The organism is Ralstonia sp. UNC404CL21Col (genome assembly GCF_000620465.1).
GTDB classification, from domain to species: domain Bacteria; phylum Pseudomonadota; class Gammaproteobacteria; order Burkholderiales; family Burkholderiaceae; genus Ralstonia; species Ralstonia flatus.
This window is the reverse complement of the sequence record NZ_JIBE01000003.1, coordinates 1639776-1661968: the sequence shown is the minus strand read 5'-3', so window position 1 is coordinate 1661968 and position 22193 is coordinate 1639776. Positions and strand designations below refer to the sequence as shown.

Annotated in this window: 22 protein-coding genes; 18 read left to right on the top strand and 4 right to left on the bottom strand. The window is 62.9% G+C overall.

Annotated features, from left to right (window positions below):
• Nucleotides 1-146: 146 nt before the first annotated feature.
• Nucleotides 147-968 (bottom strand): hypothetical protein, encoded by an 822-nt coding sequence (locus N511_RS0107835; RefSeq protein ID WP_037026365.1) that lies wholly within the window; start codon nucleotides 966-968, stop codon nucleotides 147-149.
• A 161-nt stretch (nucleotides 969-1129) separates the two neighbouring features.
• Between N511_RS0107835 and N511_RS0107830 the strand changes: the two genes are divergently transcribed.
• From N511_RS0107830 to N511_RS23820, 8 genes are all read left to right on the top strand, one after another.
• Nucleotides 1130-1591, top strand: a complete 462-nt coding sequence (locus N511_RS0107830; protein ID WP_027678789.1) for a lysozyme inhibitor LprI family protein — start codon at nucleotides 1130-1132, stop codon at nucleotides 1589-1591.
• Nucleotides 1592-1990: 399 nt separating this feature from the next.
• Complete coding sequence (locus N511_RS0107825) at nucleotides 1991-2311, top strand: ArsR/SmtB family transcription factor (RefSeq protein ID WP_027678788.1); 321 nt, start codon at nucleotides 1991-1993, stop codon at nucleotides 2309-2311.
• Complete coding sequence (locus N511_RS0107820; protein WP_027678787.1) at nucleotides 2305-2823, top strand: arsenate reductase ArsC; 519 nt, start codon at nucleotides 2305-2307, stop codon at nucleotides 2821-2823. The genes N511_RS0107825 and N511_RS0107820 overlap by 7 nt, the downstream gene beginning before the upstream one ends.
• A 5-nt stretch (nucleotides 2824-2828) precedes the next feature.
• Nucleotides 2829-3536 carry an aquaporin gene (locus tag N511_RS0107815; protein ID WP_027678786.1) on the top strand — a complete coding sequence of 236 codons (708 nt, stop codon included), beginning with the start codon at nucleotides 2829-2831 and terminating at the stop codon, nucleotides 3534-3536.
• Between the two features lie 169 nt (nucleotides 3537-3705).
• Nucleotides 3706-4614: an alpha/beta fold hydrolase gene (locus tag N511_RS0107810; RefSeq protein WP_027678785.1), complete on the top strand. Its 909-nt coding sequence runs from the start codon at nucleotides 3706-3708 to the stop codon at nucleotides 4612-4614.
• Between the two features lie 372 nt (nucleotides 4615-4986).
• Nucleotides 4987-5292: a DUF6966 domain-containing protein gene (locus N511_RS0107800; RefSeq protein ID WP_027678783.1), complete on the top strand. Its 306-nt coding sequence runs from the start codon at nucleotides 4987-4989 to the stop codon at nucleotides 5290-5292.
• 48 nt (nucleotides 5293-5340) lie between these two features.
• Nucleotides 5341-5670 carry a hypothetical protein gene (locus tag N511_RS0107795; protein ID WP_027678782.1) on the top strand — a complete coding sequence of 110 codons (330 nt, stop codon included), beginning with the start codon at nucleotides 5341-5343 and terminating at the stop codon, nucleotides 5668-5670.
• 5 nt (nucleotides 5671-5675) lie between these two features.
• Complete coding sequence (locus N511_RS23820; RefSeq protein ID WP_027678781.1) at nucleotides 5676-5990, top strand: hypothetical protein; 315 nt, start codon at nucleotides 5676-5678, stop codon at nucleotides 5988-5990.
• A 494-nt stretch (nucleotides 5991-6484) separates the two neighbouring features.
• On the opposite strand, the gene N511_RS25470 is transcribed toward N511_RS23820, so the two are convergent.
• Nucleotides 6485-6847: a hypothetical protein gene (locus tag N511_RS25470; RefSeq protein WP_027678780.1), complete on the bottom strand. Its 363-nt coding sequence runs from the start codon at nucleotides 6845-6847 to the stop codon at nucleotides 6485-6487.
• 683 nt (nucleotides 6848-7530) lie between these two features.
• Between N511_RS25470 and N511_RS0107780 the strand changes: the two genes are divergently transcribed.
• Nucleotides 7531-8013, top strand: a complete 483-nt coding sequence (locus N511_RS0107780; protein ID WP_027678779.1) for a hypothetical protein — start codon at nucleotides 7531-7533, stop codon at nucleotides 8011-8013.
• Between the two features lie 84 nt (nucleotides 8014-8097).
• On the opposite strand, the gene N511_RS24545 is transcribed toward N511_RS0107780, so the two are convergent.
• The gene (locus tag N511_RS24545; RefSeq protein ID WP_051530839.1) at nucleotides 8098-8889 is read right to left on the bottom strand and encodes a hypothetical protein; all 792 of its coding nucleotides are present in this window, start codon (nucleotides 8887-8889) and stop codon (nucleotides 8098-8100) included.
• Nucleotides 8886-9374 (bottom strand): hypothetical protein, encoded by a 489-nt coding sequence (locus N511_RS25205; protein WP_155954024.1) that lies wholly within the window; start codon nucleotides 9372-9374, stop codon nucleotides 8886-8888. Before N511_RS25205 ends, N511_RS24545 begins: the two co-directional genes overlap by 4 nt.
• Nucleotides 9375-9755: 381 nt before the next feature.
• On the opposite strand from N511_RS25205, the gene N511_RS0107770 reads away from it, so the two are divergent.
• The 9 genes from N511_RS0107770 to N511_RS0107730 all read left to right on the top strand — a co-directional run bounded on the left by N511_RS0107770 (nucleotide 9756) and on the right by N511_RS0107730 (nucleotide 22184).
• Nucleotides 9756-10553 (top strand): TorF family putative porin, encoded by a 798-nt coding sequence (locus tag N511_RS0107770; protein WP_027678778.1) that lies wholly within the window; start codon nucleotides 9756-9758, stop codon nucleotides 10551-10553.
• Between the two features lie 31 nt (nucleotides 10554-10584).
• On the top strand, nucleotides 10585-10710 hold the full coding sequence (locus tag N511_RS25570; protein WP_004628489.1) for a hypothetical protein: 126 nt from the start codon (nucleotides 10585-10587) through the stop codon (nucleotides 10708-10710).
• Entirely contained in the window at nucleotides 10707-10796 is a 90-nt protein-coding gene (kdpF, locus tag N511_RS23810; RefSeq protein WP_037026363.1) for a K(+)-transporting ATPase subunit F, read from the top strand. Before N511_RS25570 ends, kdpF begins: the two co-directional genes overlap by 4 nt.
• Nucleotides 10797-10815: 19 nt before the next feature.
• Nucleotides 10816-12588 carry a potassium-transporting ATPase subunit KdpA gene (gene kdpA, locus N511_RS0107755; protein ID WP_027678777.1) on the top strand — a complete coding sequence of 591 codons (1773 nt, stop codon included), beginning with the start codon at nucleotides 10816-10818 and terminating at the stop codon, nucleotides 12586-12588.
• 158 nt (nucleotides 12589-12746) lie between these two features.
• Nucleotides 12747-14972, top strand: a complete 2226-nt coding sequence (gene kdpB / locus N511_RS0107750; protein WP_027678776.1) for a potassium-transporting ATPase subunit KdpB — start codon at nucleotides 12747-12749, stop codon at nucleotides 14970-14972.
• 15 nt (nucleotides 14973-14987) lie between these two features.
• On the top strand, nucleotides 14988-15611 hold the full coding sequence (gene kdpC, locus N511_RS0107745; protein ID WP_027678775.1) for a potassium-transporting ATPase subunit KdpC: 624 nt from the start codon (nucleotides 14988-14990) through the stop codon (nucleotides 15609-15611).
• A gap of 655 nt (nucleotides 15612-16266) precedes the next feature.
• The gene (locus N511_RS0107740; RefSeq protein ID WP_027678774.1) at nucleotides 16267-19083 is read left to right on the top strand and encodes a sensor histidine kinase; all 2817 of its coding nucleotides are present in this window, start codon (nucleotides 16267-16269) and stop codon (nucleotides 19081-19083) included.
• A 137-nt stretch (nucleotides 19084-19220) separates the two neighbouring features.
• Nucleotides 19221-20027 carry a MetQ/NlpA family ABC transporter substrate-binding protein gene (locus N511_RS0107735; protein ID WP_027678773.1) on the top strand — a complete coding sequence of 269 codons (807 nt, stop codon included), beginning with the start codon at nucleotides 19221-19223 and terminating at the stop codon, nucleotides 20025-20027.
• Between the two features lie 942 nt (nucleotides 20028-20969).
• On the top strand, nucleotides 20970-22184 hold the full coding sequence (locus tag N511_RS0107730; protein ID WP_027678772.1) for an EAL domain-containing response regulator: 1215 nt from the start codon (nucleotides 20970-20972) through the stop codon (nucleotides 22182-22184).
• The last annotated feature ends 9 nt before the right edge of the window (nucleotides 22185-22193 follow it).

Below are 22193 nucleotides of genomic sequence, written 5' to 3'. Positions count from 1 at the left end.
GCACGGCCACTACGGCCGCCACGCCCACGCATGGCCGAACACCACAGGTATAGGACGGCCGCCGTGTTTGCGTTATCAGCCGTCGGTTAGGCGAGATGGCGTAGAGGCGAGGATGAGGGCGTCGCGCGCCCGGCCGCGCCTGCCGCTCACTCCAGCGGGGCCAGCGCCTTCGGCACGACGTATTGCTTGCCGTCGTAGGCAAGGCGGTAGGTGGTGCGCTGCGGCTTGGCGTCGCGCGTTTGGCATTCGCCGGCCTTGTCGACCCTGTTGGTGGATGCGGACTTGGTTTCCGTCACCGCGATGTCGGCGTAGCCGTCGTGCGTGTCCGATGTCATGGTCAGCGTGCGCTTGGTCTGCTCGAGCGCCCCGGCGCAATTGGTATCCCATTCACCGCCGCTGGCTTCCACGACAACGCCGTTCAACACCGGTTTCAGCTGATTGCCCTGCACGGTGTAGAGCCACAGACCGGTCTCGCTGAACGGATTGGGCCGCGAGCTGCCCTCCTTGGCGATGCGTACGCCAAACGCTATCTGCCCGGGCGCGACCACATAGCGCGCGGTGTCGAAGGTGACAGACCGAATGCGCACCGCATCGTCCGACATGCGCGCGGGCAGGCGCAGACGTTGCCGGATGCTGCCGTTGGCCGTGTCGAGCACGAACAGTTCAAGGTCACCTTCGTTACCTGCGTCAGCATCCTCCTGTTGCATCAACGGCACCGCCATGAGCGTCAGTTCCGGATGCGCGGGCCACGTACGGCACACGACCGCATGCGGGTTGAACGCCTCCGACAACTGGATGCGGGCACCGTCGACCTTGTAGCCGCTGCCCGTGCGTTTCGCAGCGGGGTACGCCCGCTTGATCGCGCCTTCCACCTGCGCGGCGCAGGCATCTTCAGCAGCGTGGACGGTGTGTGTGCCGAGCAGCAGGCCGGCAATGCACAGCAGATGAGGTAGGCGAGCGTGTTTCATGTCGATGGCGGATATCAGCGTGTGCGGGATTGTGCTCGGGAACGCCGCGGCGTGGTGAGCTTTATCCGCACATGGCCGCGTTGCATCCACGCCCCATGCGGCACGGGAAGTCTTTTCCTACCATGGCAACCACCCCCGCCGTAAAAACGATGAGGTACGCAATGGCCCTTCCTACGCTCAACGCCCCGACCCACCTAGCATCCGATCTCGCCACCCGGCGTATGCGCGGCGTCGTCCGTACGCTATCCGTCGCGGCCGCGCTGCTCCTGCCGCTGGCCGCATGGGCTGCAGACCCCATCGACGACGCGCTGGAGCAATGCCTGAAAACCCCGCGCGGCGAGACCACGGCCGGCATGACCGAATGCACACACACCGCGTATCAGGCCTACGACCGGCAAATGAACACGCTGTACCAGGCCGTGATGAGCAAAACCGACCCCGTATCGCGCGAGGCCATCCGCAACGCACAACGTGCGTGGCTGGCCTATCGAAACGCCCAGAAGGCGGCGGACAACTCGCCGTGGCGGGCGGACGCCGGCTCGGTGGCGAGCCCCGATATCGAAGGGCTGAACGTGGAGGCAATCCGCGCGCGCATTGCAGAGCTGGAGTACTACCCGCACTAGCCGGGTGGGAGAGATGCCACTGTGGATAACCTCCCCTCCCCCTGTGAATAACTCCATGGACAAGCGTGTTGGTTCTCCGGGGTCAGCGTGCAGACAGCACGGGAATAACTTCCCGGCGGGGCGACCGGGCCAGATGCGATCCCCCGCAGTCATCCACGCAACGGCACACGCTGTCCGATGGGTTGTCCGTTCTGCAAGTGGTTGATGTCAAAGCGGTTTTGTTGCTTATCCACAGGACTTATCCACCGTTATCTACTACTACTATCTGTATACATAAAGAAGTAAACCTATAAACCCTCTGTGGGGCATCGAGGCCGTGGCGGGGTTGTGGGCAAAGCGGCAACACAGCCTGCGGATTGACACGCGGCTGTCATTCAATAGTTTCAATATGTTGGAACTATGGAAGAGACTGACGCCATCCGATCCCTCGCCGCGCTGGCTCACGGCATTCGCCTGCAGGTGTTTCGCATGCTGGTCGTGGCCGGCCCAACCGGCCTCACGCCGGGTGCGATTGCCGAACAGCTTGAGGTGCCGGGCGCGACGTTGTCGTTCCACCTCAAGGAACTGACGGCAGCGCGGCTGATAACGCAAGAGCGCGACGGCCGCAACCTAATCTACCGCGCGGCGTATGACCACATGGATGCCCTGCTGGGCTTCCTGACCGACAACTGCTGCCAGGGCAACGCCTGCCTGAGCGCCCGCACCGACTGCCAATGCTGACCACCCCGCGCCCCACCCGCCCCACCAACGTCCTGATCCTCTGCACCCACAACTCCGCACGCAGCGTGCTGAGCGAAGGGATGCTCAACCATTGGGCCAAACAACTCGGTAAAGACGTGCGCGCCTACAGCGCCGGCAGCGCACCCAGTGGCCGCCTCAACCCGTTCGCCCTGGAAGCCCTCACCAACGCAGGCATCGATACCACCGGCTACCGCAGTAAGAGCTGGGACGAGTTCGTGGGCGACGGCGCCCCGCAGATGCGCATCGTCATCACCGTATGCGACAGCGCCGCAGCGGAAACCTGCCCCTACTGGCCCGGCAGTCCGGTCAAAGTGCATTGGGGCTACGCCGACCCGTCCAACGCGCCAGGCGGTGACGAGGGCAAGCGGCACGCCTTTGAACTGACACGCCAGGCCATCGGCTACCGCATGCTGCAGTTGCTGGCCCTGCCGCTCGACACCCTCAGCAACGCCGAGCTGCAGGCCGCGCTGGAACGCATTGCACAGGCTTGAACACCATGGTCGAACTGCGCAGCCGGCTCACCGCCGAAGCACTGGGTACGGCGCTACTGCTGGCCATCGTCATCGGCTCCGGGATCATGGCCGAGCGCCTGTCTGGCGGAAACGCCGCGATCGCGTTGCTCGCCAACACGGCCGCCACGGTGGGCGGGCTCTACGTCCTGATCGAAATCTTGGGGCCCATCAGCGGCGCGCACTTCAATCCGGTGGTGAGCGCAGTAATGGCGGCCCGTGGCGAGCTGCCCGGCGCCGCGCTGCTGCCGTACATCGTTGCGCAAATGCTGGGCGCGGTGCTGGGCGCATGGCTGACGCACGCCATGTTCGACATGACCCTCTTGCAGTTTTCCACCAAGGTGCGCAGCGGCACGGGTCAGTGGATTGCCGAAGCGGTGGCCACCGCCGGCCTGCTGCTCGTCATCCTGCGGGCGCCCAACGGACGGGCTGCGTCGATGGTGGCGGCGTACATCGGCGCGGCGTACTGGTTCACGGCGTCCACATCGTTCGCCAACCCGGCAGCCGCGTTCGGGCGCATGTTCAGCAACAGCTTTGCCGGCATCGCGCCCGGCAGCGTGCCGGGGTTTGTGCTGGCCGAATGCGCAGGCGCCGTGCTGGGCGTGCTGCTGCACAACCTGCTTGAGCCGCGCTTTGCTGCGAGCGGCCATCCCAACGTCATCGAATCGTCGGGCGAGCACCCGCCGCAGGCGTAGCCCCAAGGCGCCGGCGGGCGCCTCCCCTCTCCTTCACGCTTGCGCCCCGCGTGGCGCGTACTACTCTTGACGAGGCCCTGCGTCGCGCGTGTCCTACGGTGTACGGCCCGATCTGCAGGCTGCTTCCCCCCAGGCCCGGCCAGCCCCCGCTCCCCCAAAGAGAACAGCCATGCGAAAACTGTTTGCAGCCGTCGCGCTCATGCTCGCCATGACGCCCCTTGTGCAGGCGCAGGTGAAGCCGTATCCGCCGGGCTTTCGGCACCAGAACATCCAGACCGACGGCGCGACGCTGTTTGTGCGCGTGGGCGGCAGCGGCCCGGCGGTGGTGTTGCTGCACGGCTTTGGCGATACGGGTGACATGTGGGCACCGCTCGCCGCCGAGCTGGCCCGCACGCATACCGTGGTGGTGCCGGATCTGCGCGGCATGGGTTTGTCGTCGCACCCCGAACGCGGCTACGACAAGCGCACGCAGGCCGGTGACATCCGCGCTGTGCTGACGAAGCTGAACATCGACCAGGCCGATGTGGTCGGCCACGACATCGGCACCATGGTGGCGTTTGCCTATGCAGCGCGCTATCCGGACAAGACCACGCGGCTGGTCGTAATGGACGCGCCCGTGCCGGGCGTGCCGCCGTGGGAGCAGATCGTCCGCTCGCCCAAGCTCTGGCACTTCTCGTTCGGCGGCCCCGATGCCGAGCGGCTCGTCAGAGGCCGCGAGCGCATCTACCTCGACCGCTTCTGGAATGAGTTTGCCGGCGACCCTTCCAAAATCGACGAAGCCACGCGCGCTCACTACGCCCGCCTCTACGCCAAGCCGGGCGCCATGCATTCAGCGTTTGCGCAGTTCCTGTCGATCCCGCAAGACGCGGAGGACAACCAGAAAGCCATTGCCACCAAGCTGCCCATGCCGGTGCTCGCCATTGGGGGCGCCAAGTCGTTTGGCGAGAACGAGGCCATCGTCATGCGCAACGCCGCCACCAACGTGCAGGAACTGGTGATTCCCGATGCGGGGCATTGGTTGATGGAGGAGCAGACGCGGGCTACGGTGGGTGCGGTGGTTCAGTTTTTGGCGCAGTAGCGGTGTACGCAAATGGACGTCGTTGAGTTAGCTCTCGATGTTTCGGTCGTCGCCCTCTCTGTAGGCGCGACGGCTGTCACATGCGTACCGCGGTTTGCTCGCAGCGTGCGGGTACTAGCAGGGACAGCGCTTTTCATGACGGCTTTCACCCCCGTCCTGGCCCCTGCAACCATCATGCTTGTTCCAGTTCCGTTCGGCATCGTCCTAGCGATTTCTCTCCTCAGCGGTTCAATGCAAGAGGTGCCTGGTCTGTTTGCACTGGCGCCCGGGTGGAATGCCGTTTCGGCAGCATGCACATTCGCAATCGCGGCGCCGGCAATGTGGTGGTTTCTGAGCAAGGCGTCCCATAACAAACATGAAGTGGATCTGTGAATGTCCTGGAGAGTAGAAACGCTCACCAAATTGCTCGATGAAGCGGCGGCGCTATTGCGCGCCTACGAACAGACGGGGTGGGCTGAGTGGCTGGCCAAGGACGCGATGCGTATTCGTTCCCGTGATGGCTACGGTATCGAGCATCTGCTCTCGGCGTATGGGGGCATGGGCAGCTTGAACGATGTGGTTCTGCAGCGAAGTAACGGTGTTGAAGTAACGATGGACTTCAACGACAACGAACGCTTTAGCAAGCTACGAAGCGAAATCTACGAATTGGCGATGACATGTAGACCAACGGATCGCTGAGAGTAGAGACGTCAATTGTTCAACGCATCTCAATGCGAGGAGTTTCCAATGCAGCCAGTCGTCCGAGTCTCGATTCTTCGGTGTCCGCCAGACAAGTTCGCCGAGATGCGCCAGATGATGAACGACCTCGAAGCCGTGCTTCGGCCGGGCATCGAAGCCATGCGCGGTCTGGTCGCGTTTTATGTGGGCGAGGACGAGGCGACATCGTCGCTGTCGAACGTGAGCCTGTGGACTGACCTGGACGCGGCCAAGCAACTGGATACGTTTCGGCCGATGCTGGATTCGGCCAAGCCCTTTCTCGACAAGGGCGGCACGTTTGAGCGGCCGATCATGAATTACCTGCCGATGTGGGAGTTGAAGCCGGTGGGGAAGGTTTGAGGTACATGAACATCACGTCGAAGTTTGCTGGCTGCTTCGTCCTCCTGACCGCGTGTTCGCACGCAAGCGCGCTTACGCCGCCGCGCCCGCCATCGGAAGTGACAACGTTCATTGAGGAACGGAAGACCTGCGACTACATCCGTCGGCAAGTGATTGAGGAAGACAGTCCGGAGCAAGTTGCGCGTCGAGAAAGGCTGCTCGACAGCTTCGACATCTACTGCGCTGGTACTGACAAGCGTCTTGCCGCATTGAAGCGGCGGTACAAAGACAATCCCGCTGTCATGAGGCGGCTCAGTGAGTTTGAGGAGCGGGTTGAGTGATAGCGCGCGGCGGCTTGCCTACTGTCCGGAGACGCGCCGAGTGTTCGCCGCTTAACGAGGGAGGCGGGCCTGACGATGGGGTTAGCGATCCGGCTCTCCGAGAAAACCGGTAGACCCGAAGGTCTCCCTATCCGGCCCGCCATAGAAAGCGTGCGGGTGTACTGAGGCCTGCTGCATCGTTGGTACACGGGTGGCGGGCCTGACGGCGGGGGTAGCAAACCGGCCCTTAGAGAACGACCGGCAGACCCGAAGATCTCCCCGCCCGGCCCGCCATGAAAAACACAAGCGAACGAAGGTGGACTCTCGCTGGCGCGGCAGCTGTCTAGAGACTGCTGTGCGGGTGGCTACGCGCCTGCCGTTGATGCCGCGGCGGGGGATTATAGCGATGAGGTACAGGCCCTAGCGTCTGATTTGCAGTCAACTAAGCACCCAGGTCCCGTTCGACACTTCAGGCATGGCATTCCCGCCCGTCACGGGAATGCGTCAATCAGTTGTTATTGGCTGTAGCCACGCCGCTCTATGGCGGCTAGCACGTCCCACGTCTGCGGATCGACATCGCGGCCCCCGAGCGACATCGATACGTACGCATCAATTGCATCCATAAAGCCTTTGATAAAAGCCGGCGGAAACGCGTGTGCGGAGAAGTGCTGAAGCTCCTCACGCAGCATGCCCGGGCGGCATTGGCCGTGGGTGCGCATGGCGGCGCGTGTGCGCCTGAGATACGCCTGCGCTGCGATTGCGCCGTTCAGGTAGGTACGGTTTTTTGTAAGCGTGCCTGCGTCGGATGACGTGGTGGGTGGTGCAGTTGGTGGAGATGGATAAGACGCGGGGCGGTGCCCGCTTGCGACTCCGGTCATGGAACCTCCTGTGAGACAAGAGAGGCCCTGCCATTCGCTGCTACACGAGGGTGGCGGGCCCGACGACAGGGGTAGCAGACCGGCCTCACAGGAAACCGGCAGACCCGAAGGTCTCCCTGCCCGGCCCGCCGTAAAAACAATAGGCGTGCACAAGCTCCGGATGAAAAAAGCCGCGTGGCAGCGGCTATCCGGCCTGTGAGAAAGAGACGGGCTGCTACACCCGGCTGCCGTTGGCGCGGCAGCGGGGGAATTATAGCGATGGGGGTCGGCTCCAGCGTCCGATTTGCAGCCAATGGAGTCCCCAACCGCAACGGTGCGGTTCGCAACTGCAACCTTCAGGTTCGGAACCGCAATCGTGAGGTTCCGGACCTCATGCATGGCGTTCTGAACTCGGAAGGTGGAGTTCAGAACGCGACCCTATGAAGTTCTGAACCTCTCGGTTGAGGTTCGGCACCTCACGCATGGGGTTCTGAACCCCAACGATGAGGTTCAGAACCTCACACTTGGCGTTCCGAACCCGGGGCCATGGCGTTCCAAACCGCATCGATGGAGTTCAGAACCCCATCGACGCAGGCAATTTGTGAAATGGCGTGGCGGACCATTGCTGTTGGGTGGAGCAGCGTCCAATCTGCGGCGGTCATGCCCCCCGGCATGACGTTGCCAACCCCTAGAAAAGGAATGCAATGTCGCAGAACCTGATTTCGCTTCAACTCAGCACAGCAGATTTGGCCGCCGTGGATGGCGCTCTCAAGACGATCGAAGACAAGCTCATTGGCTTGATTGACCTGTCGATCGAGCAGCGCCGGTTTCTGAACAAAATGGGCGACAAGTCCGAAGCGTTCGCCCGCACGGCGGTGGAGGTACTGGGTAACAACCCCAACGTGCTGCCTGCCAACTTCAACCTTGCAGAAGTCCGCCGCGACTTGGCGGCGTTCGATTTGCTCCGCAGCCGCTTGGTGCGTGTGAATCGCATCCAAGAACGGATGGCCGACTCGCAGCTCGCACTAGGCAGCGATGTCATGAATGCTGTGCTGGAGGGGTATGCCTTCCTCAAGGTGGCCGGCAAGGGCGAAGGGTTGGATGCGGCGCGTAAGGCGTTGTCGGCGCGGTTTGCTAAGTCGCCGCGGAGGAAGGAGGACGAATTGACTAGCGAGCGAGTGGACTAGCTGCAGTAGCTTGGGAGGGAAAAAGCCACCTTAGGGTGGCTTTTTCTCTTTTTTACCCTATACCCACGCCAATCAGTTAGCGGTTCATCGAACTCTGCGGCGGGAGCTACGCTTTTGAGGTAAGCCCTTTTTGCTGGCCTTGGTCAGAGCTAGCTCGGCCTCTGCTATGCCGGCTGGAGTGAGGGTGGCGGTTTCCCCAGTTACATACTCTATGAGTCGGTCCGCGTGCAGCCGCTTAAGGATTCTTCTGAAGTTACTTAGATTCTTGTATTCAGTTGAAATTTTTAGCGCACTCTCCTTTTGTGGACTCTTGTCATAGAGAAGTACAAGTAGTTGCTCTCTTGTCGTGAGATCGGTCTTCAAGACTCTTGTTATGTCGCCATGCTTCCAGATCAAGCTCAAGCGACGTTCGACAATTGAGTCAATTGTTTTTTGGGCGGAGGCTGGGTCTGTGCCAGAAGCAAGGCGAACTAGCTCGGCTAGAACCCATTTGGCGGTATAAAGGATGTAGGTGGCGTCCATCTCGTTGGGGGAGATGGCGCCCACGTGACCGACGCCACGCTTGTTCCGGATGTTGAAGACTGCTTTCAGGGCACGGGGAATCAAGATCCGAAACGACTCATCGCCGGTTGCTTGCTCATATTTCTTGAGTTCACCGTCGTGGAACTTTGGCATATCGACGCCGATCGGGGTGAACGATCCAAACAGCTCAGACTCCAGGGCACGACGAACACCTTCCACAAAGTGGCCAGCATCAAGCTCGCTCGCTTTCCACTTCCCCAAAATGTAGTTGCCTTCGATTTCTCGGTAGGCGTCGATGATTACTCTTACTACGTCGTTCGGGTATCTCGATTTCAGGATGGCGTCTACATTCATGATCTGAGGGAGTTCGCAAGATCAGATGCTTTTCGTTTCCCCGGAGCCGTAAGTGTCACGCTTTGGCTTCCGGAAGAGCCAGAAATGAGGAACAGTTCTTTTTGGTCCTTAAGTGACTTGGAGAAATTCGTGCTATCTAGGCATGCGTGTGCCGCACACAAATCTCGGATGGTTGAATAACCGACGGAATTAATACCCTGTAGCTGATTGGCGAAACCAAGTAGCAACGCTACATTTACCGTCTTGCTCGATTTGTTGCCGCCTGGGATATCTTTAAGGATTTGAATCTTTCCATCAGCCAAGGCAAATAGGTTTTCGTAATCAGAAAGCCCGCCATTAATGTCGTTCTGCGCATTTTTTGGTGTCGTATCGCGGCCGTTTGGTTTCTGATTGTTAGGTGCCGGCTGGCTTAGATATTTTTCGAGAATAGGTTCGAGTTTTTGCAGTTGGGCTGCAACGAAACCCTCGGAACCTTCCACTTCCAAGAGTCCTTCCGAAAAAGAGAACTTGACCCGAGCAGACCCGCTTGTCATAACCCCTCCCGATATGGATGTGTGCGCCAGCTTGGCAGAGGGATATTAGCTCTAACACCTAAGAAATAGAAAATCATCCAAAAGCTATAGTCCGCGACTCGAATCGCAGCCTGTGAAATTGGGGTGCTAGCGAGGGTCTCAGCGAGACGATGGATTTTTACACCCCGTTTACACCCCTCCCCCCAACCTTTACCCCGTTTTTACCCCCCTTTCCCTACTGTTGCACTGCACGCAGGCCCTGTGACGGGAGCCTGCCTGCACGCCGCATCCGGCCCCAGTTGACGCGCACCTGCGACGGGCCGGGCGGCACCTAAAACAACAAGGGAAAGGTCCATGCAAGCCAAGGTTTCTTTGCACGCCACCGTCATGGGTGGCGTTGTCTTCTGTGCCGCAGCACTGTCGAGCGCGGCCGCTTTTGCGCAGTCCACTGACGCTGCGCCGGCCCCCGCCGCTGCCCCTGCCAGCCCGTTGACGGCCAACGTCACGCTGGCCAGCCAATATCGCTATCGCGGTCTCATGCAGACCAACAACAAACCGGCCATCCAGGGCGGTGTGGATTACGCGCTGCCCAACGGCTTCTACGTGGGCAACTGGAACTCGTCGATCAGTTGGCTGGGGGATTCCAACCCCAACGTCTCCGCGCCCATCGAGATGGATTTCTACGGCGGCTACAAGACCGAGCTGATGAAGGACGTGCCCATTGATGTGGGCGTGCTGCAGTACTACTACCCGGGCAGCTACCCCGACGGCTACACCCGCCCGCACACCACCGAAGGTTATGCACAGATCGGCTACGGGCCGGTCTCGTTCAAGTACTCGCACGCGTTTTCCAACCTGTTCGGTTTTGCGGATAGCCACCACAGCCAGTACTTCGATCTGTCGGGCAACTTCGACACCGGTTTCTGGGGCCTTACGCTGAACCTGCACGTGGGCTACCAGCAGGTGCCGCATCAGGTGGTGCGCACGTCGTATGCCGACTGGAAGGTGGGCGTGACGAAGGACTTCGGCAGCGGTTGGACGGCATCGCTTGCGTACATCGACACCAACGCTGCGCGCGCCGCGTACACCAACACGCGCGGCAACTACATGGGCAAGGCCACCGCGCTGCTGGCGGTGACCAAGACGTTCTGACCAACACGACCTGAAGGAAAGGGGAGCGCATATGGACCTCGTTTATCTCGCCGGCCTTGCGGTGCTGGCCCTGGCAGTGGGCGGCTTGCTCGCCCTCTCCGGCCGGCTTGCCACCAAAGACCAACCGACCACGCACGCGATGGAGAAACAGCAATGACCTGGCTCTATGTGCTGTCCGGGGCCATCACGGTGGCCTTGCTGGTTTATCTGTTTGTGGCCCTCTTGTGGCCCGAACGCTTCTAACAACACTGCGAGGCACACCATGAATGCGTTCCTCCTCCAGCTGGCGATCTACCTGGTTGTGCTGCTGGTTCTGGCCAAACCGCTGGGCGCGTATATGACCGGCGTGTTTGGTGACAAGCCTTCGCGCGCGCACTGGCTCGGCCCCGTCGAGCGGCTGTTCTATCGCGTGGCCGGCGTCAACCCGCAGGCCGAGATGGGCTGGAAGCGCTATGCGCTGGCTGTCATCGTCGTCAACGTGCTGGGCGCGCTGGCGGTCTATGCGCTGCAGCGCGTGCAGCAGTGGCTGCCGCTCAACCCGCAGGGCTTTGGTGCCATCACGCCGGATTCGTCCTTCAACACGGCCATCAGCTTTGTGAGCAACACCAACTGGCAAGGCTATTCGGGCGAAAGCACGATGAGCTATCTCACGCAGATGCTCGGCCTGGCGGTGCAGAACTTCCTGTCTGCGGCGACCGGCATTGCGGTGGTGATTGCGCTCATCCGCGGCTTTGCGCGCCACTCGGCCAACACCATCGGCAACTTCTGGGTCGACTTCACGCGCGCCACGGTCTACGTGCTGCTGCCGCTGTCGATTCTGGTGTCGGTGTTCTTCGTGAGCCAGGGCGTGATCCAGAACTTCGATGGCTACAAGGAGGTGACCACCGTCACCGCCACCACGTACGACAACCCGAAGATGGACGCCAGCGGCCAGCCGCTCAAGGACGCACAAGGCAACCCCGTCACCGAGAAAGCCACCACGCAAACGCAGACCCTGCCGATGGGCCCGGTCGCGTCGCAAGAGGCGATCAAGATGCTCGGCACGAACGGTGGCGGTTTCTTCAACGCCAACTCCGCACACCCGTACGAGAACCCCAACGCGCTGACCAACTTCGTGCAGATGCTGGCGATCTTCATCATCCCGGCGGCGCTGTGCTTTACGTTTGGCGGCATGGTGGGCGATGGCCGGCAAGGCTGGGCCGTGCTTGCGGCGATGACGGTGCTGTTTGCCGTGCTCGCCGTCTTCCTGGCATGGGCTGAGCTGCATGCCAACCCGATGCTTGCGAACCTCGGCATCGACCAGGCCATGGGCAACATGGAAGGCAAGGAAACGCGCTTCGGCATCGTGGCCTCGTCGCTGTTTGCCACCATCACCACGGCGGCGTCGTGCGGGGCGGTGAATGCCATGCATGACTCGCTGACCGCGCTGGGCGGCTTCGTGCCGATGTTCCTGATGCAGCTGGGCGAAGTGGTGTTTGGCGGTGTGGGCTCGGGCCTGTACGGCATGCTGGTGTACGCCATCCTGGCCGTGTTCATTGCGGGCCTGATGATCGGCCGTACGCCGGAATACCTCGGCAAGAAGATCGAGGTGTTCGAGATGAAGATGACGTCAATCGCCATCCTCGTCACGCCGCTGCTGGTGCTGGTGGGCACGGCCATCGCCGTGGTCGTCACGCAGGGCAAGGCCGGCATCTTCAACCCGGGCACGCACGGCTTCTCTGAAGTGCTGTACGCCTTCTCATCGGCGGCCAACAACAACGGCAGCGCGTTTGCGGGCCTGTCTGCCAACACGCCGTTCTACAACATCGCGCTGGGCATTGCGATGTGGCTGGGCCGCTTCTGGATCATCGTGCCGGTGCTGGCGATGGCAGGCACGTTTGCCGCCAAGAAGCGCCTGCCCGTGACGGCCGGCACGCTGCCCACGCATGGGCCGCTGTTTGTGGTGCTGCTGATCGGCTCGGTGCTGCTGGTGGGCGCGCTCACGTACATCCCGGCGCTCGCACTGGGCCCGATTGCAGAACACCTCGCCCGCTAAGAACCTGCCCATGTTCCTACTGCGCGTCCCGATCTTGGCCCTGCGATGCTCGCCGTACACCTGTACGGCTGCGCTTCTCGCGCCAACCTCGGGCCGCTCGCTACGGACCATGAGCAGGTTCCACGGCGCGTAGTCCACTCAATATCAACAGGTGCCTTATGGCTATCCGTTATCCCGAATCCGAACCGGTTGTGCGTACGGTCAAGCACAAGCTTGAGCCGAGCGCCGGTACTGGTACTGCTGCAGCGGCCGAGCCGCAGGCACGCAGCACGCATACGACGCACACCACGCTGTCCGCCAAGGATGTGCGCAAGCTGTCGATGTTCTCGTCGGCGCTGGTCAAGCCCGCCATTGTCGATAGCTTCCGCAAGCTGTCGCCGCGCGCGCAGGCCAAGAACCCGGTGATGTTTGTCGTCTACGTCGGCAGCATCCTCACCACGATCCTGTGGGGGATGGCGCTGCGCGGCCAGGCCGAAGCGCCGGCGGGCTTCATCCTCGCCGTGTCGGTGTGGCTGTGGTTCACGGTGTTGTTCGCCAACTTTGCCGAAGCGCTGGCCGAGGGCCGCAGCAAGCAGCAGGCCGCATCGCTGCGCGGCATCAAGACCACGGTGCAGGCCAAGGTGCTGGCAGATGCAGGCCGCCGTGACCGTGTGGAAGCACGCGCCGCCACCGCGCTGCGCCGTGGCGACATCGTGCTCATCGAAGCCGGCGACATGGTGCCCGGCGACGGCGAGGTCATCGAAGGCGTGGCCTCGGTGGACGAAAGCGCCATCACGGGCGAATCGGCACCGGTCATCCGCGAATCGGGCGGGGATTTCTCGTCCGTGACGGGCGGCACGCGCGTGCTGTCGGACTGGATCATCGTGCGCATCACCGCCAACCCCGGCGAGAGCTTCCTCGATCGGATGATCTCGATGGTGGAAGGCGCCAAGCGCCAGAAGACGCCGAACGAGCTGGCGCTGACGATTCTGCTGGTGAGCCTGACCATCATCCTGATGCTGGCGACCGTCACGCTGCTGCCGTACTCGATCTTCTCGGTGGACGCGATGAAGGCCGGTTCGCCGATCACGATTACCGTCCTCGTCGCGCTGCTGGTGTGTCTGATCCCGACCACCATCGGCGGGCTGCTCTCCGCCATTGGCGTGGCGGGCATGAGCCGCATGATGCAGGCGAACGTGATCGCCACCTCCGGCCGCGCCGTGGAGGCGGCTGGTGATGTGGATGTGCTGCTGCTCGACAAGACCGGCACGATCACGCACGGCAACCGTCAGGCTTCGCGCTTCATTCCTGCGCCGGGCGTGACGGCCAAGCAGTTGGCCGAGGCGGCATGGCTGTCGTCGCTGGCTGACGAAACGCCGGAAGGCCGCAGCATCGTCACGCTGGCACGCAACCTGGGCGAGGCGTCCATCGATGAAGCCGCGTTGGCGAAGACCCAGCCCGTGTACGTTGCCTTCTCTGCGCAAACACGCATGAGCGGCATCAACGTCTCGTATGCAGGCGACGCCCGTCAGATCCGCAAGGGCGCGGCCGATGCGATTCGCACGCATGTGACGCTGCTGGCCGGCAAGTTTCCCGATGCCGTGTCGACGGCTGTGGATGACGTGGCACGCGCGGGCGGTACGCCGCTGGTGGTGTCCGACAACGACCGCGTGCTCGGCGTGGTGGAGCTGAAGGACATTGTGAAGGCCGGCATCCGCGAGCGCTTTGCCGAGCTGCGCCAGATGGGCATCAAGACGGTGATGATCACCGGCGACAACCGCCTGACCGCCGCGTCCATCGCCGCTGAAGCCGGCGTCGACGACTTCATTGCCGAAGCCACGCCCGAGACCAAGCTGGCGCTGATCCGCGAACAGCAGGCGCAGGGCCGCCTCGTTGCCATGACCGGTGACGGCACCAACGATGCGCCCGCCCTGGCACAGGCCGACGTGGCCGTCGCCATGAACAGCGGCACGCAGGCCGCCAAGGAGGCCGGCAACATGGTCGACCTGGATTCCAGCCCGACCAAGTTGATCCAGATTGTCGAGATCGGCAAGCAGATGCTGATGACGCGCGGCTCGCTCACCACGTTCTCGATCGCCAACGATGTGGCGAAGTACTTCGCCATCATCCCGGCCGCGTTCGCGACGACGTATCCGCAGCTCGCCGCGCTGAACGTGATGCACCTGGCAACGCCGGCATCAGCCGTGATGAGCGCCGTGATCTTCAACGCGCTGATCATCGTGTTCCTGATCCCGCTGGCGCTCAAGGGCGTGAAGTACCGCGCGCTGGGAGCCGCCGCGCTGCTGCGCCGCAATCTCTTGATCTACGGCCTGGGCGGCCTGCTGCTGCCCTTCCCGGGCATCAAGATCATCGACATGTTCCTGGCCGCAATGGGCTGGGTTTAAGGAAGGAGTGCATTCATGGCAACCACAACTCAAGCGCGTCAACCTGTTCAGGCCGATGTGCCGCAACAAGGTGGGCTGCTGCGTGCGGCGCTGGTGGTATTCGTCGGGCTGTCGCTCATTACCGGGGTGCTGTATCCGGTGGTGGTGACGGGCGTCGGCAAGGCGCTGTTTCCGGCGCAGGCCGGGGGCTCGATCATCGAGCGTGGCGGCAAGGCTGTCGGGTCTTCGTTGATCGGGCAGAACTTTGACACCCCGGAGTATTTCTGGGGGCGGATCTCGGCGACTGCGCCCAATCCGTATAACGCGCAGGCTTCGGGTGGCTCCAACCTTGGGCCTAGCAACCCGGCGTTGACGGAAGCGGCCAAGGCCCGCATTGCGGCGCTCAAGGAAGCGGACCCGACGAACAGTGCGCCGATTCCTGCTGATCTTGTGACGGCCTCTGCGAGTGGGCTGGACCCGGAGATTAGTCCTGCTGCTGCGGCGTATCAGGTGGAGCGTGTTGCGCGTGCGCGGCATCTCTCGGCTGACCTGGTGAAGAAGGCTGTGGCTGAGAACACCAAGGGGCCGGTGCTTGGGGTGTTTGGCGAGCCTACGGTGAATGTGTTGGAACTGAATTTGGCGTTGGATGGGTTGAAGTGAGGGGTTGGGGTTTTGTGGACTGCTGGTTTTTGATGTTGGTGGTCCACCCTCCTTTCGTTCCCTGCCGGGACCGACTCACTTTTCTTTGTCTTGCCAAAGAAAAGTAAGCAAAAGAAAGGCGCGCCCGAGATGGCGACCCCCTCCTTGAATTTCTGTAACCGTGCGGGGAAGGAGGCAAACTCGCTTCGCTCAGACAGGCCTCCTTCCTTTATCCGCCCGCTTACAGAAATTCAAGGCGCCATCAAGGGCAGGAACGTCAAAGGCCAAACCAGTGGTGTGCGGGCCCTGTCGGCATTTCGTTTGTTGCGGTGTGCTGCTTCGCTTCACTCGCGGTCTCCACCCGGTCTTACTGCTTTGCCTTGCCCCTTGCTGCGCATCCACCACTGCGCCTGTGCTCCGATGGTGTGGCCGTACCCTGCCCTAGATGGCGCCTTGAATTTCTGTTGCAGGGAGGAAAAAGGAAGGGAAACTGTCTGAGCGAAGCGAGTTTTTCCCTTCCCCTCCCTGCGACATAAATTCAAGGAATCTTTCGCCATCTCGGGCGCGCCTTTCTTTGCTTACTTTCTTTGGGCAAGACCAAAGAAAGTGAGTCAGCCCCGGCAGGGGATGAAACAGGGGATGCACCCACAACAAAAAAACACCCAAAATACGCAACATGCAAGAAGCCGCGCGCCCGAACCCCGACCAACTCCTAGCCGAACTCCAATCCGACCAAGAGCAGTCCGCCCGCGGCAAACTCCGCATCTATTTCGGCGCCTCGGCCGGTGTAGGCAAAACCTACGCGATGCTGGCCGCAGCAAAGGCCGCCCGCGCCGCCGGCATCGACGCCATCATCGGCCTGGTCGAAACCCACGGCCGCGCCGAAACCGCCGCGCTGGTCGCAGACCTTGAGCACCTTCCCACCCGCCAAGTCGAATACAAGGGCCGCACGTTGCCCGAATTCGATCTGGATGCCGCACTGGCGCGCCGGCCGGCGCTGATCCTCGTCGACGAGCTTGCCCACTCCAACGTGGCAGGCTCGCGCCACCCCAAGCGCTGGCAGGACATTGAAGACCTGCTTGCCGCCGGCATCGACGTCTGGACCACCGTCAACGTCCAGCATCTCGACAGCCTGAACGAGGCGGTCGGCAGCATCACCGGCATCCGCGTGTGGGAAACCGTGCCGGATGCGGTGTTCGATGCGGCCAACGAAGTCATCCTCGTCGACCTGCCCGCCGATGAACTGCTGCGCCGACTGGCCGAGGGCAAGGTCTACATGCCCGAGCAGGCGCAACACGCGGCGCGCAATTTTTTCCGCAAGGGCAACCTCATCGCGCTGCGCGAACTCGCCCTGCGCCGCACCGCCGATCGCGTCGACGATGACGTGCAGGCCTATCGCCGCGCGCGTCGCATTGAAAACGTCTGGCGCACGCGCGAAACCGTCGTCGCGTGCCTGGACCCACAGGGCGATGGCGAGCAGGTCATCCGCAGCGCCGCGCGGCTGGCCGCGCAGCTGGAATGCGACTGGCATGCCGTGGCCGTGGTGATGCCGCATCTGCGCGCCGCCGATGCGCGCACCGAGCGCTTGCATGCCCTGCTCAAGCTGGCCGAAGACGCCGGTGCCAAGGTGGAGACGCTGGCTGGCACCAACGCCGTCGAGGCGATCACCGGTTATATCCGCCGCCACAACATCACCAAGGCGGTGATCGGGCGGCCGCCGGAGAAGCGCTGGCGATCGGCGCGGGCCATCGTGGTTGCGCTGCGGCTGGCGATCGGGCTGGAGCGCCGGCTGCCGAGCGGCGACTTTGCCGAAGCGTTGGCACGGCACTGCCCCGAGGTCGACGTGATCCGCGCGGCGGCGGACCCAGCGCATATCCAGCTGCCGCCGCGCGCAGCAGACATTGGCCGTGCCGACGTGCGCAGCGAGGCGCAGCGTGCGGCCGATGCACAGGCCGGTTGGCTCAAGCCGGCGTACGTGGCCGCGTGCGTGTATGTGGGCGTGGCGACGGCGCTGTCCAGCCTCGTGCGGCCGGTGTTCGATCTGGCCAACATCGTCATGCTGTTCCTGGCGGCCGTGGTGGCGGTGGCGATGCGCCATGGGCGCGGGCCCGCAGCGCTGGCGTCGGTGCTGTCGGTGGCGCTGTTCGATTTCTTCTTCGTGCCGCCACGCTTTTCCTTTGCCGTGAGCGACGTGCAGTACCTGCTGACCTTTGGGGTGATGCTGGCCGTGGGCATGCTGGTGGGCCAGTTGACGGCCGGCCTGCGTGAACAGGCCGAGGTGGCGGTGCAGCGCGAGGCGTCGGCGCATGCGCTGTATGAGGCCGCGCGGGAGTTGTCCGCCGCGCTCACGCTGGACCAGATCGTCAGCATCGGCGGGCGCTTCGTCAACGCAACGTTTGGCGGGCGCTGTGCGTTCTTCTTCGTCGGGCTCGATGGGCGGCTGGGCGCACCGCAGATTGCCAAGCCGGAAGGCAGCACCGATGCGCCGTCCGGCATGCCCAACCTCGACCGCGTGCTGGCCGATTGGACGTATCAGCATGGCCAGCCTGCCGGTACGGGCACGCATACGCTGCCGTCGGGCTCGGTGCTGTATCTGCCCTTGAAGGCGCCGATGGCGATTCGCGGTGTGCTCGCCGTGGAGCCCGAAACCTTCCAGGTGCTCGCCCAGCCCGACAACCGCCGCCAGATCGACGCCTGCGCCACGCTCATCGCCATCGCCATCGAGCGTGTGCATTACGTGGAAGTGGCCCGCGATGCGCTGGTGCGGATTGAATCGGAGCGGTTGCGCAATTCGCTGCTGGCCGCCGTGTCGCACGACTTGCGCACGCCGCTCACGGGCCTGGTGGGGATGGCCGAGACGCTGCTGCGCGCGCAGCCGCCCTTGCCCGCGCTGCAGGCCGAAGCTGCAGCCGCCATCGGCCAGCAGGCGCAGCGCATGCGCACCATGGTCACCAACCTGCTCGACATGGCGCGCCTGCAGAACCAGGACGTCAAGCTGCGGCTCGAGTGGCAATCGATCGAGGAGCTGGTGGGCGCCGCGCTGCAGGCGAACCCGCTGCCCGATCATCGTGTGGTGGTGGATCACCTTTCGGCGCTGCCGCTCATCCGCTGCGATGGGCCGTTGATGGAGCGCGTGCTGTCGAACCTGCTGGAGAACGCGGGCAAGTTTGCGCCGGCCGGCACCGAAGTCCGCGTCTCGGGCGAACTCGTCCGCGACGAAGCGCACGGCAACGAACTGCGCCTGCGTGTGCGCGACCACGGGCCGGGTGTGCCCGCCGGTTCGGTGCGCACCATCTTCGAGAAGTTCACGCGCGGCGAAAAGGAATCGGCCACCACCGGCGTCGGCCTGGGCCTGGCGGTGTGCGAGGCGATCGTCAGTGCGCATCACGGCCGCATCTGGGTGGAGGCGCCGGCCGATGGCGGTGCATGCTTCGTCGTCGCCCTGCCCGCCGCCGAGCCGCCGCCTGTGGAAGACGCCGAGCCCATCGCCTAGCCCGGCTGCACCGTTGCAGGGCATATGGACATGCCGAAAAAGTCGTTCGGTTACGTGGGCCGCTATGACAGGATCTCGTCACACGCCCGCTACCCGCGGGCGGATTTCATTCACGACAAGATCCACGAGGTTTCTCCATGTCTCTGTTCTCCCGCCTTGCGCGCGTGGCCGTACCGGCCATTGCCTTTGCCGTCGCCACCGCCGCCAACGCCGACACCAAGCAGATCAAGCTCGGCACCATGAGCGGCCCCGATGCGCAAATCTGGGAAGTCGTTCAGAAGGTCGCCAAGAAGGACGGCCTGGACGTCAAGATCATCGAGTTCAACGACTACGCCCAGCCCAACCCCGCGCTCGATTCGGGCGACCTGGACGCCAACGGCTTCCAGCATCAGCCCTTCCTCGACAGCCAGATCCAGGCGCGCCATTACAAGATCGTCAACGTGGGCCTGACCTACGTGGCGCCGATGGGCTTCTACTCGAAGAAGGTCAAGTCGCTGGCGCAGCTCAAGGAAGGCGCCAAGGTCGGCATCCAGAACGATCCGTCCAACGGCAACCGCGCGCTGCTGCTGCTGCAGAAGGCCGGCGTGATCAAGCTGAAGGCGGGTGCCGGCACGAACGGCAACAACGCCACCCCGCGCGACGTGGTCGAGAACCCGAAGAAGATCAAGCTGATCGAGCTGGATTCGGCGCAGCTGCCGCGCTCGCTGGATGACCTGGACGCCGCTTCGATCAACACCGACTACGCGGTCAAGAACGGCCTGACGCCGACCAAGGACGCCATCGCACTGGAAGATCGCCAGGGGCCGTACGCCAACCTGATCGCCGTGCGTGAAAAAGACAAGAACCAGCCGTGGGTGAAGACGCTGGTGCGCGCCTACCAATCGGAAGATGTGCGCAAGTTCATCGACACGCAGTTCAAGGGTGCGATCCTGCCGGCGTTTTAAGTTGAGCTGCTAAGTCAGCAGTTACTTTCGCCGATCAGCCCGAAATTGAACCGTGGCGCACCGCGAGCTTGACGTGAGCTTTCGGTGCGCCACGTGCTTTGTTGCGTTGCATCATCGTTTGACGCTTGCAATCGTTTTCGTCACACGTGGCGCGCCGGCAACGCTTGTAGCTTCTCGTTACATTAAGTAGTTCTACCTTATTGCAACGCAGCAAACGATTCGCTATAGTAGGAACTGTCTCCTCCACCCTCCTTGGTGGATTGTGGCCCGAGCACCTGGTGCTCGGGCTTTTTTCTTTGGCGCGCGGCTTTCGTTGTTCTTTTGGCCGCCTTGCATCTCAGCCGGTTCTGGCTACTCTGAATTCTCATCTTTTCGGCGTCTTGCTCCGGGGTGCGTTGCCCGATAGCAACGAGCGCAGATTTTTCAGGCGGGCGCTTCGAGCCACGCTTCGATCGCTAAAGCGCGTCAGAGCGGTGTCCGCCTAAAGCGTTGCCTGCATCACGTTGTCGCGGCGAATGTGCGCGCAACGGTGTGCTTTGTGCAGCTAACATCGCGAAATTGCGTCAGTTTTTGTCCTACAAGGGTTTCGGCGAACCCCGGACAGTCTGACTGCACCCCCTCCACTAAACTTCACCTTGCTCTCTCTTTAGAGAGCACTCCCCCCCTTTTGAGCCCGCCCCTGTTGCGGGCTTCATTTTTTTCGGGCACGATTTCTTCCATCCCGACGCCGCCGACACCGGCGTCGGAAGCTCAAAAGGTTGGGGGAATCGCTCAAGGCCCGCGCAGTTGAAAAGCTGCGCGGGCTTTGTTTTTTCCGGCTCCGTGCATCGACTGCGCCTGACAAGGCCTCCGCGCGGTGCTTCAATGGCGGCTGACGGTGGCGTCACACCGCGCAGACACAATGCGCTTCGCCCCGATACCCACAACAACAAGGACTGGCCGATGGAAGGTTTCGCGCAACTCGCCGTGCTGGTGGTGGACGACCACCCCGTGCAACGGGCTGCCGCCCGGCAACTGCTCCATACGCTGGGCGTGCAGCAGATCCTGACCGCTTGCGACGGCCGCGAGGCGCTCTACCTCCTCCAGCTCTGCCACGTCGATCTCGTGCTGTGCGACATCGACATGCCTGGCATGAACGGCCCCGAACTGATGGAGCAGATGCACCTGCGCGGCGGCCGCGTTTTTCCGCGACAGGCGCCCGTGTGGGCGTGGGTCAGCGCGATGGATGCGCCGATCGTGGAGTCGCACGTCAGCCTGGCCGATGCGATCGGGCTGACGCGCACGCACGGCGTGCAAAAGCCGCTGCGCCCGGCGCACGTGCTGCCGTTGCTCGAAGAAGCCGCCGCGCGCGAGCTGGACCGGGCGCCCGCTGCAACCGTGGGCCTGCCGCAGTTTTCCGATGATGAACTGGCCGCGCTGATCCACGAAACGCCCGAGCAGATCGAAGTCGTCTTTCAACCGCAGCACGATCTGGCCAGCAATCAGATTGCGGGCGCCGAGGCGCTCTGCCGCTGGATGCACCCCGTGCACGGGCGTGTGTCGCCCGCCGCGTTCGTGCCGCGCCTGGAAGCGCTCGGGCTAGCCGATGGCCTGTTCTTCCACGTGCTGGAGCATTGCGTACGCGTGCAGCACGCGCTGGCTGCGCATGCGCATCCGGTTTCGATCGGGGTGAATGCGTCTGCGCAGACGCTGAGCCGGGCCGGCACCATCGACCGCATCGAAGCCATCGTGCGCGAGGCACGCATTGCGCCCGCGGCCATCGCGATCGAGCTGACGGAGGATTCGCCCGTGCCGGATGCCGCGCAGCTCACCATCGCGCTGAACCGCTTGCGCCTGCTGGGCCATCCGCTCGCCATCGACGATTTTGGGGTGGGCATTGCCACGCTCAAGCTGCTGGCCGACCTGCCCTTTACCATTCTCAAGATCGATCGTTCGTTTACGGCGGCGGTGGATCAGACCAGTCAGCGCGGCGTGATCTGCCGCACGATGATCGAACTGGCGCGCACGCTGCAGCTCGAGTGCATTGCCGAAGGCGTGGAGACCGATGCGCAGCGCCAGACCCTGCGCGCGCTCGGCTGCGCCACGGGCCAGGGGTATCTGTGGGCCGCGCCGCTCTCCGTTACGGCGTTTCTGGCGCACGTGCAGGCGGCGGCTTGAGGGCGAATG

Coding starts and splice junctions, on each gene's coding strand:
- N511_RS0107835 (WP_037026365.1), bottom strand. CDS start 968: ATGAAACACGCTCGCCTACCTCATCTGCTGTGCATTGCCGGCCTGCTG.
- N511_RS0107830 (WP_027678789.1), top strand. CDS start 1,130: ATGGCCCTTCCTACGCTCAACGCCCCGACCCACCTAGCATCCGATCTC.
- N511_RS0107825 (WP_027678788.1), top strand. CDS start 1,991: ATGGAAGAGACTGACGCCATCCGATCCCTCGCCGCGCTGGCTCACGGC.
- N511_RS0107820 (WP_027678787.1), top strand. CDS start 2,305: ATGCTGACCACCCCGCGCCCCACCCGCCCCACCAACGTCCTGATCCTC.
- N511_RS0107815 (WP_027678786.1), top strand. CDS start 2,829: ATGGTCGAACTGCGCAGCCGGCTCACCGCCGAAGCACTGGGTACGGCG.
- N511_RS0107810 (WP_027678785.1), top strand. CDS start 3,706: ATGCGAAAACTGTTTGCAGCCGTCGCGCTCATGCTCGCCATGACGCCC.
- N511_RS0107800 (WP_027678783.1), top strand. CDS start 4,987: ATGTCCTGGAGAGTAGAAACGCTCACCAAATTGCTCGATGAAGCGGCG.
- N511_RS0107795 (WP_027678782.1), top strand. CDS start 5,341: ATGCAGCCAGTCGTCCGAGTCTCGATTCTTCGGTGTCCGCCAGACAAG.
- N511_RS23820 (WP_027678781.1), top strand. CDS start 5,676: ATGAACATCACGTCGAAGTTTGCTGGCTGCTTCGTCCTCCTGACCGCG.
- N511_RS25470 (WP_027678780.1), bottom strand. CDS start 6,847: ATGACCGGAGTCGCAAGCGGGCACCGCCCCGCGTCTTATCCATCTCCA.
- N511_RS0107780 (WP_027678779.1), top strand. CDS start 7,531: ATGTCGCAGAACCTGATTTCGCTTCAACTCAGCACAGCAGATTTGGCC.
- N511_RS24545 (WP_051530839.1), bottom strand. CDS start 8,889: ATGAATGTAGACGCCATCCTGAAATCGAGATACCCGAACGACGTAGTA.
- N511_RS0107770 (WP_027678778.1), top strand. CDS start 9,756: ATGCAAGCCAAGGTTTCTTTGCACGCCACCGTCATGGGTGGCGTTGTC.
- N511_RS25570 (WP_004628489.1), top strand. CDS start 10,585: ATGGACCTCGTTTATCTCGCCGGCCTTGCGGTGCTGGCCCTGGCAGTG.
- kdpF (WP_037026363.1), top strand. CDS start 10,707: ATGACCTGGCTCTATGTGCTGTCCGGGGCCATCACGGTGGCCTTGCTG.
- kdpA (WP_027678777.1), top strand. CDS start 10,816: ATGAATGCGTTCCTCCTCCAGCTGGCGATCTACCTGGTTGTGCTGCTG.
- kdpB (WP_027678776.1), top strand. CDS start 12,747: ATGGCTATCCGTTATCCCGAATCCGAACCGGTTGTGCGTACGGTCAAG.
- kdpC (WP_027678775.1), top strand. CDS start 14,988: ATGGCAACCACAACTCAAGCGCGTCAACCTGTTCAGGCCGATGTGCCG.
- N511_RS0107740 (WP_027678774.1), top strand. CDS start 16,267: ATGCAAGAAGCCGCGCGCCCGAACCCCGACCAACTCCTAGCCGAACTC.
- N511_RS0107735 (WP_027678773.1), top strand. CDS start 19,221: ATGTCTCTGTTCTCCCGCCTTGCGCGCGTGGCCGTACCGGCCATTGCC.
- N511_RS0107730 (WP_027678772.1), top strand. CDS start 20,970: ATGGAAGGTTTCGCGCAACTCGCCGTGCTGGTGGTGGACGACCACCCC.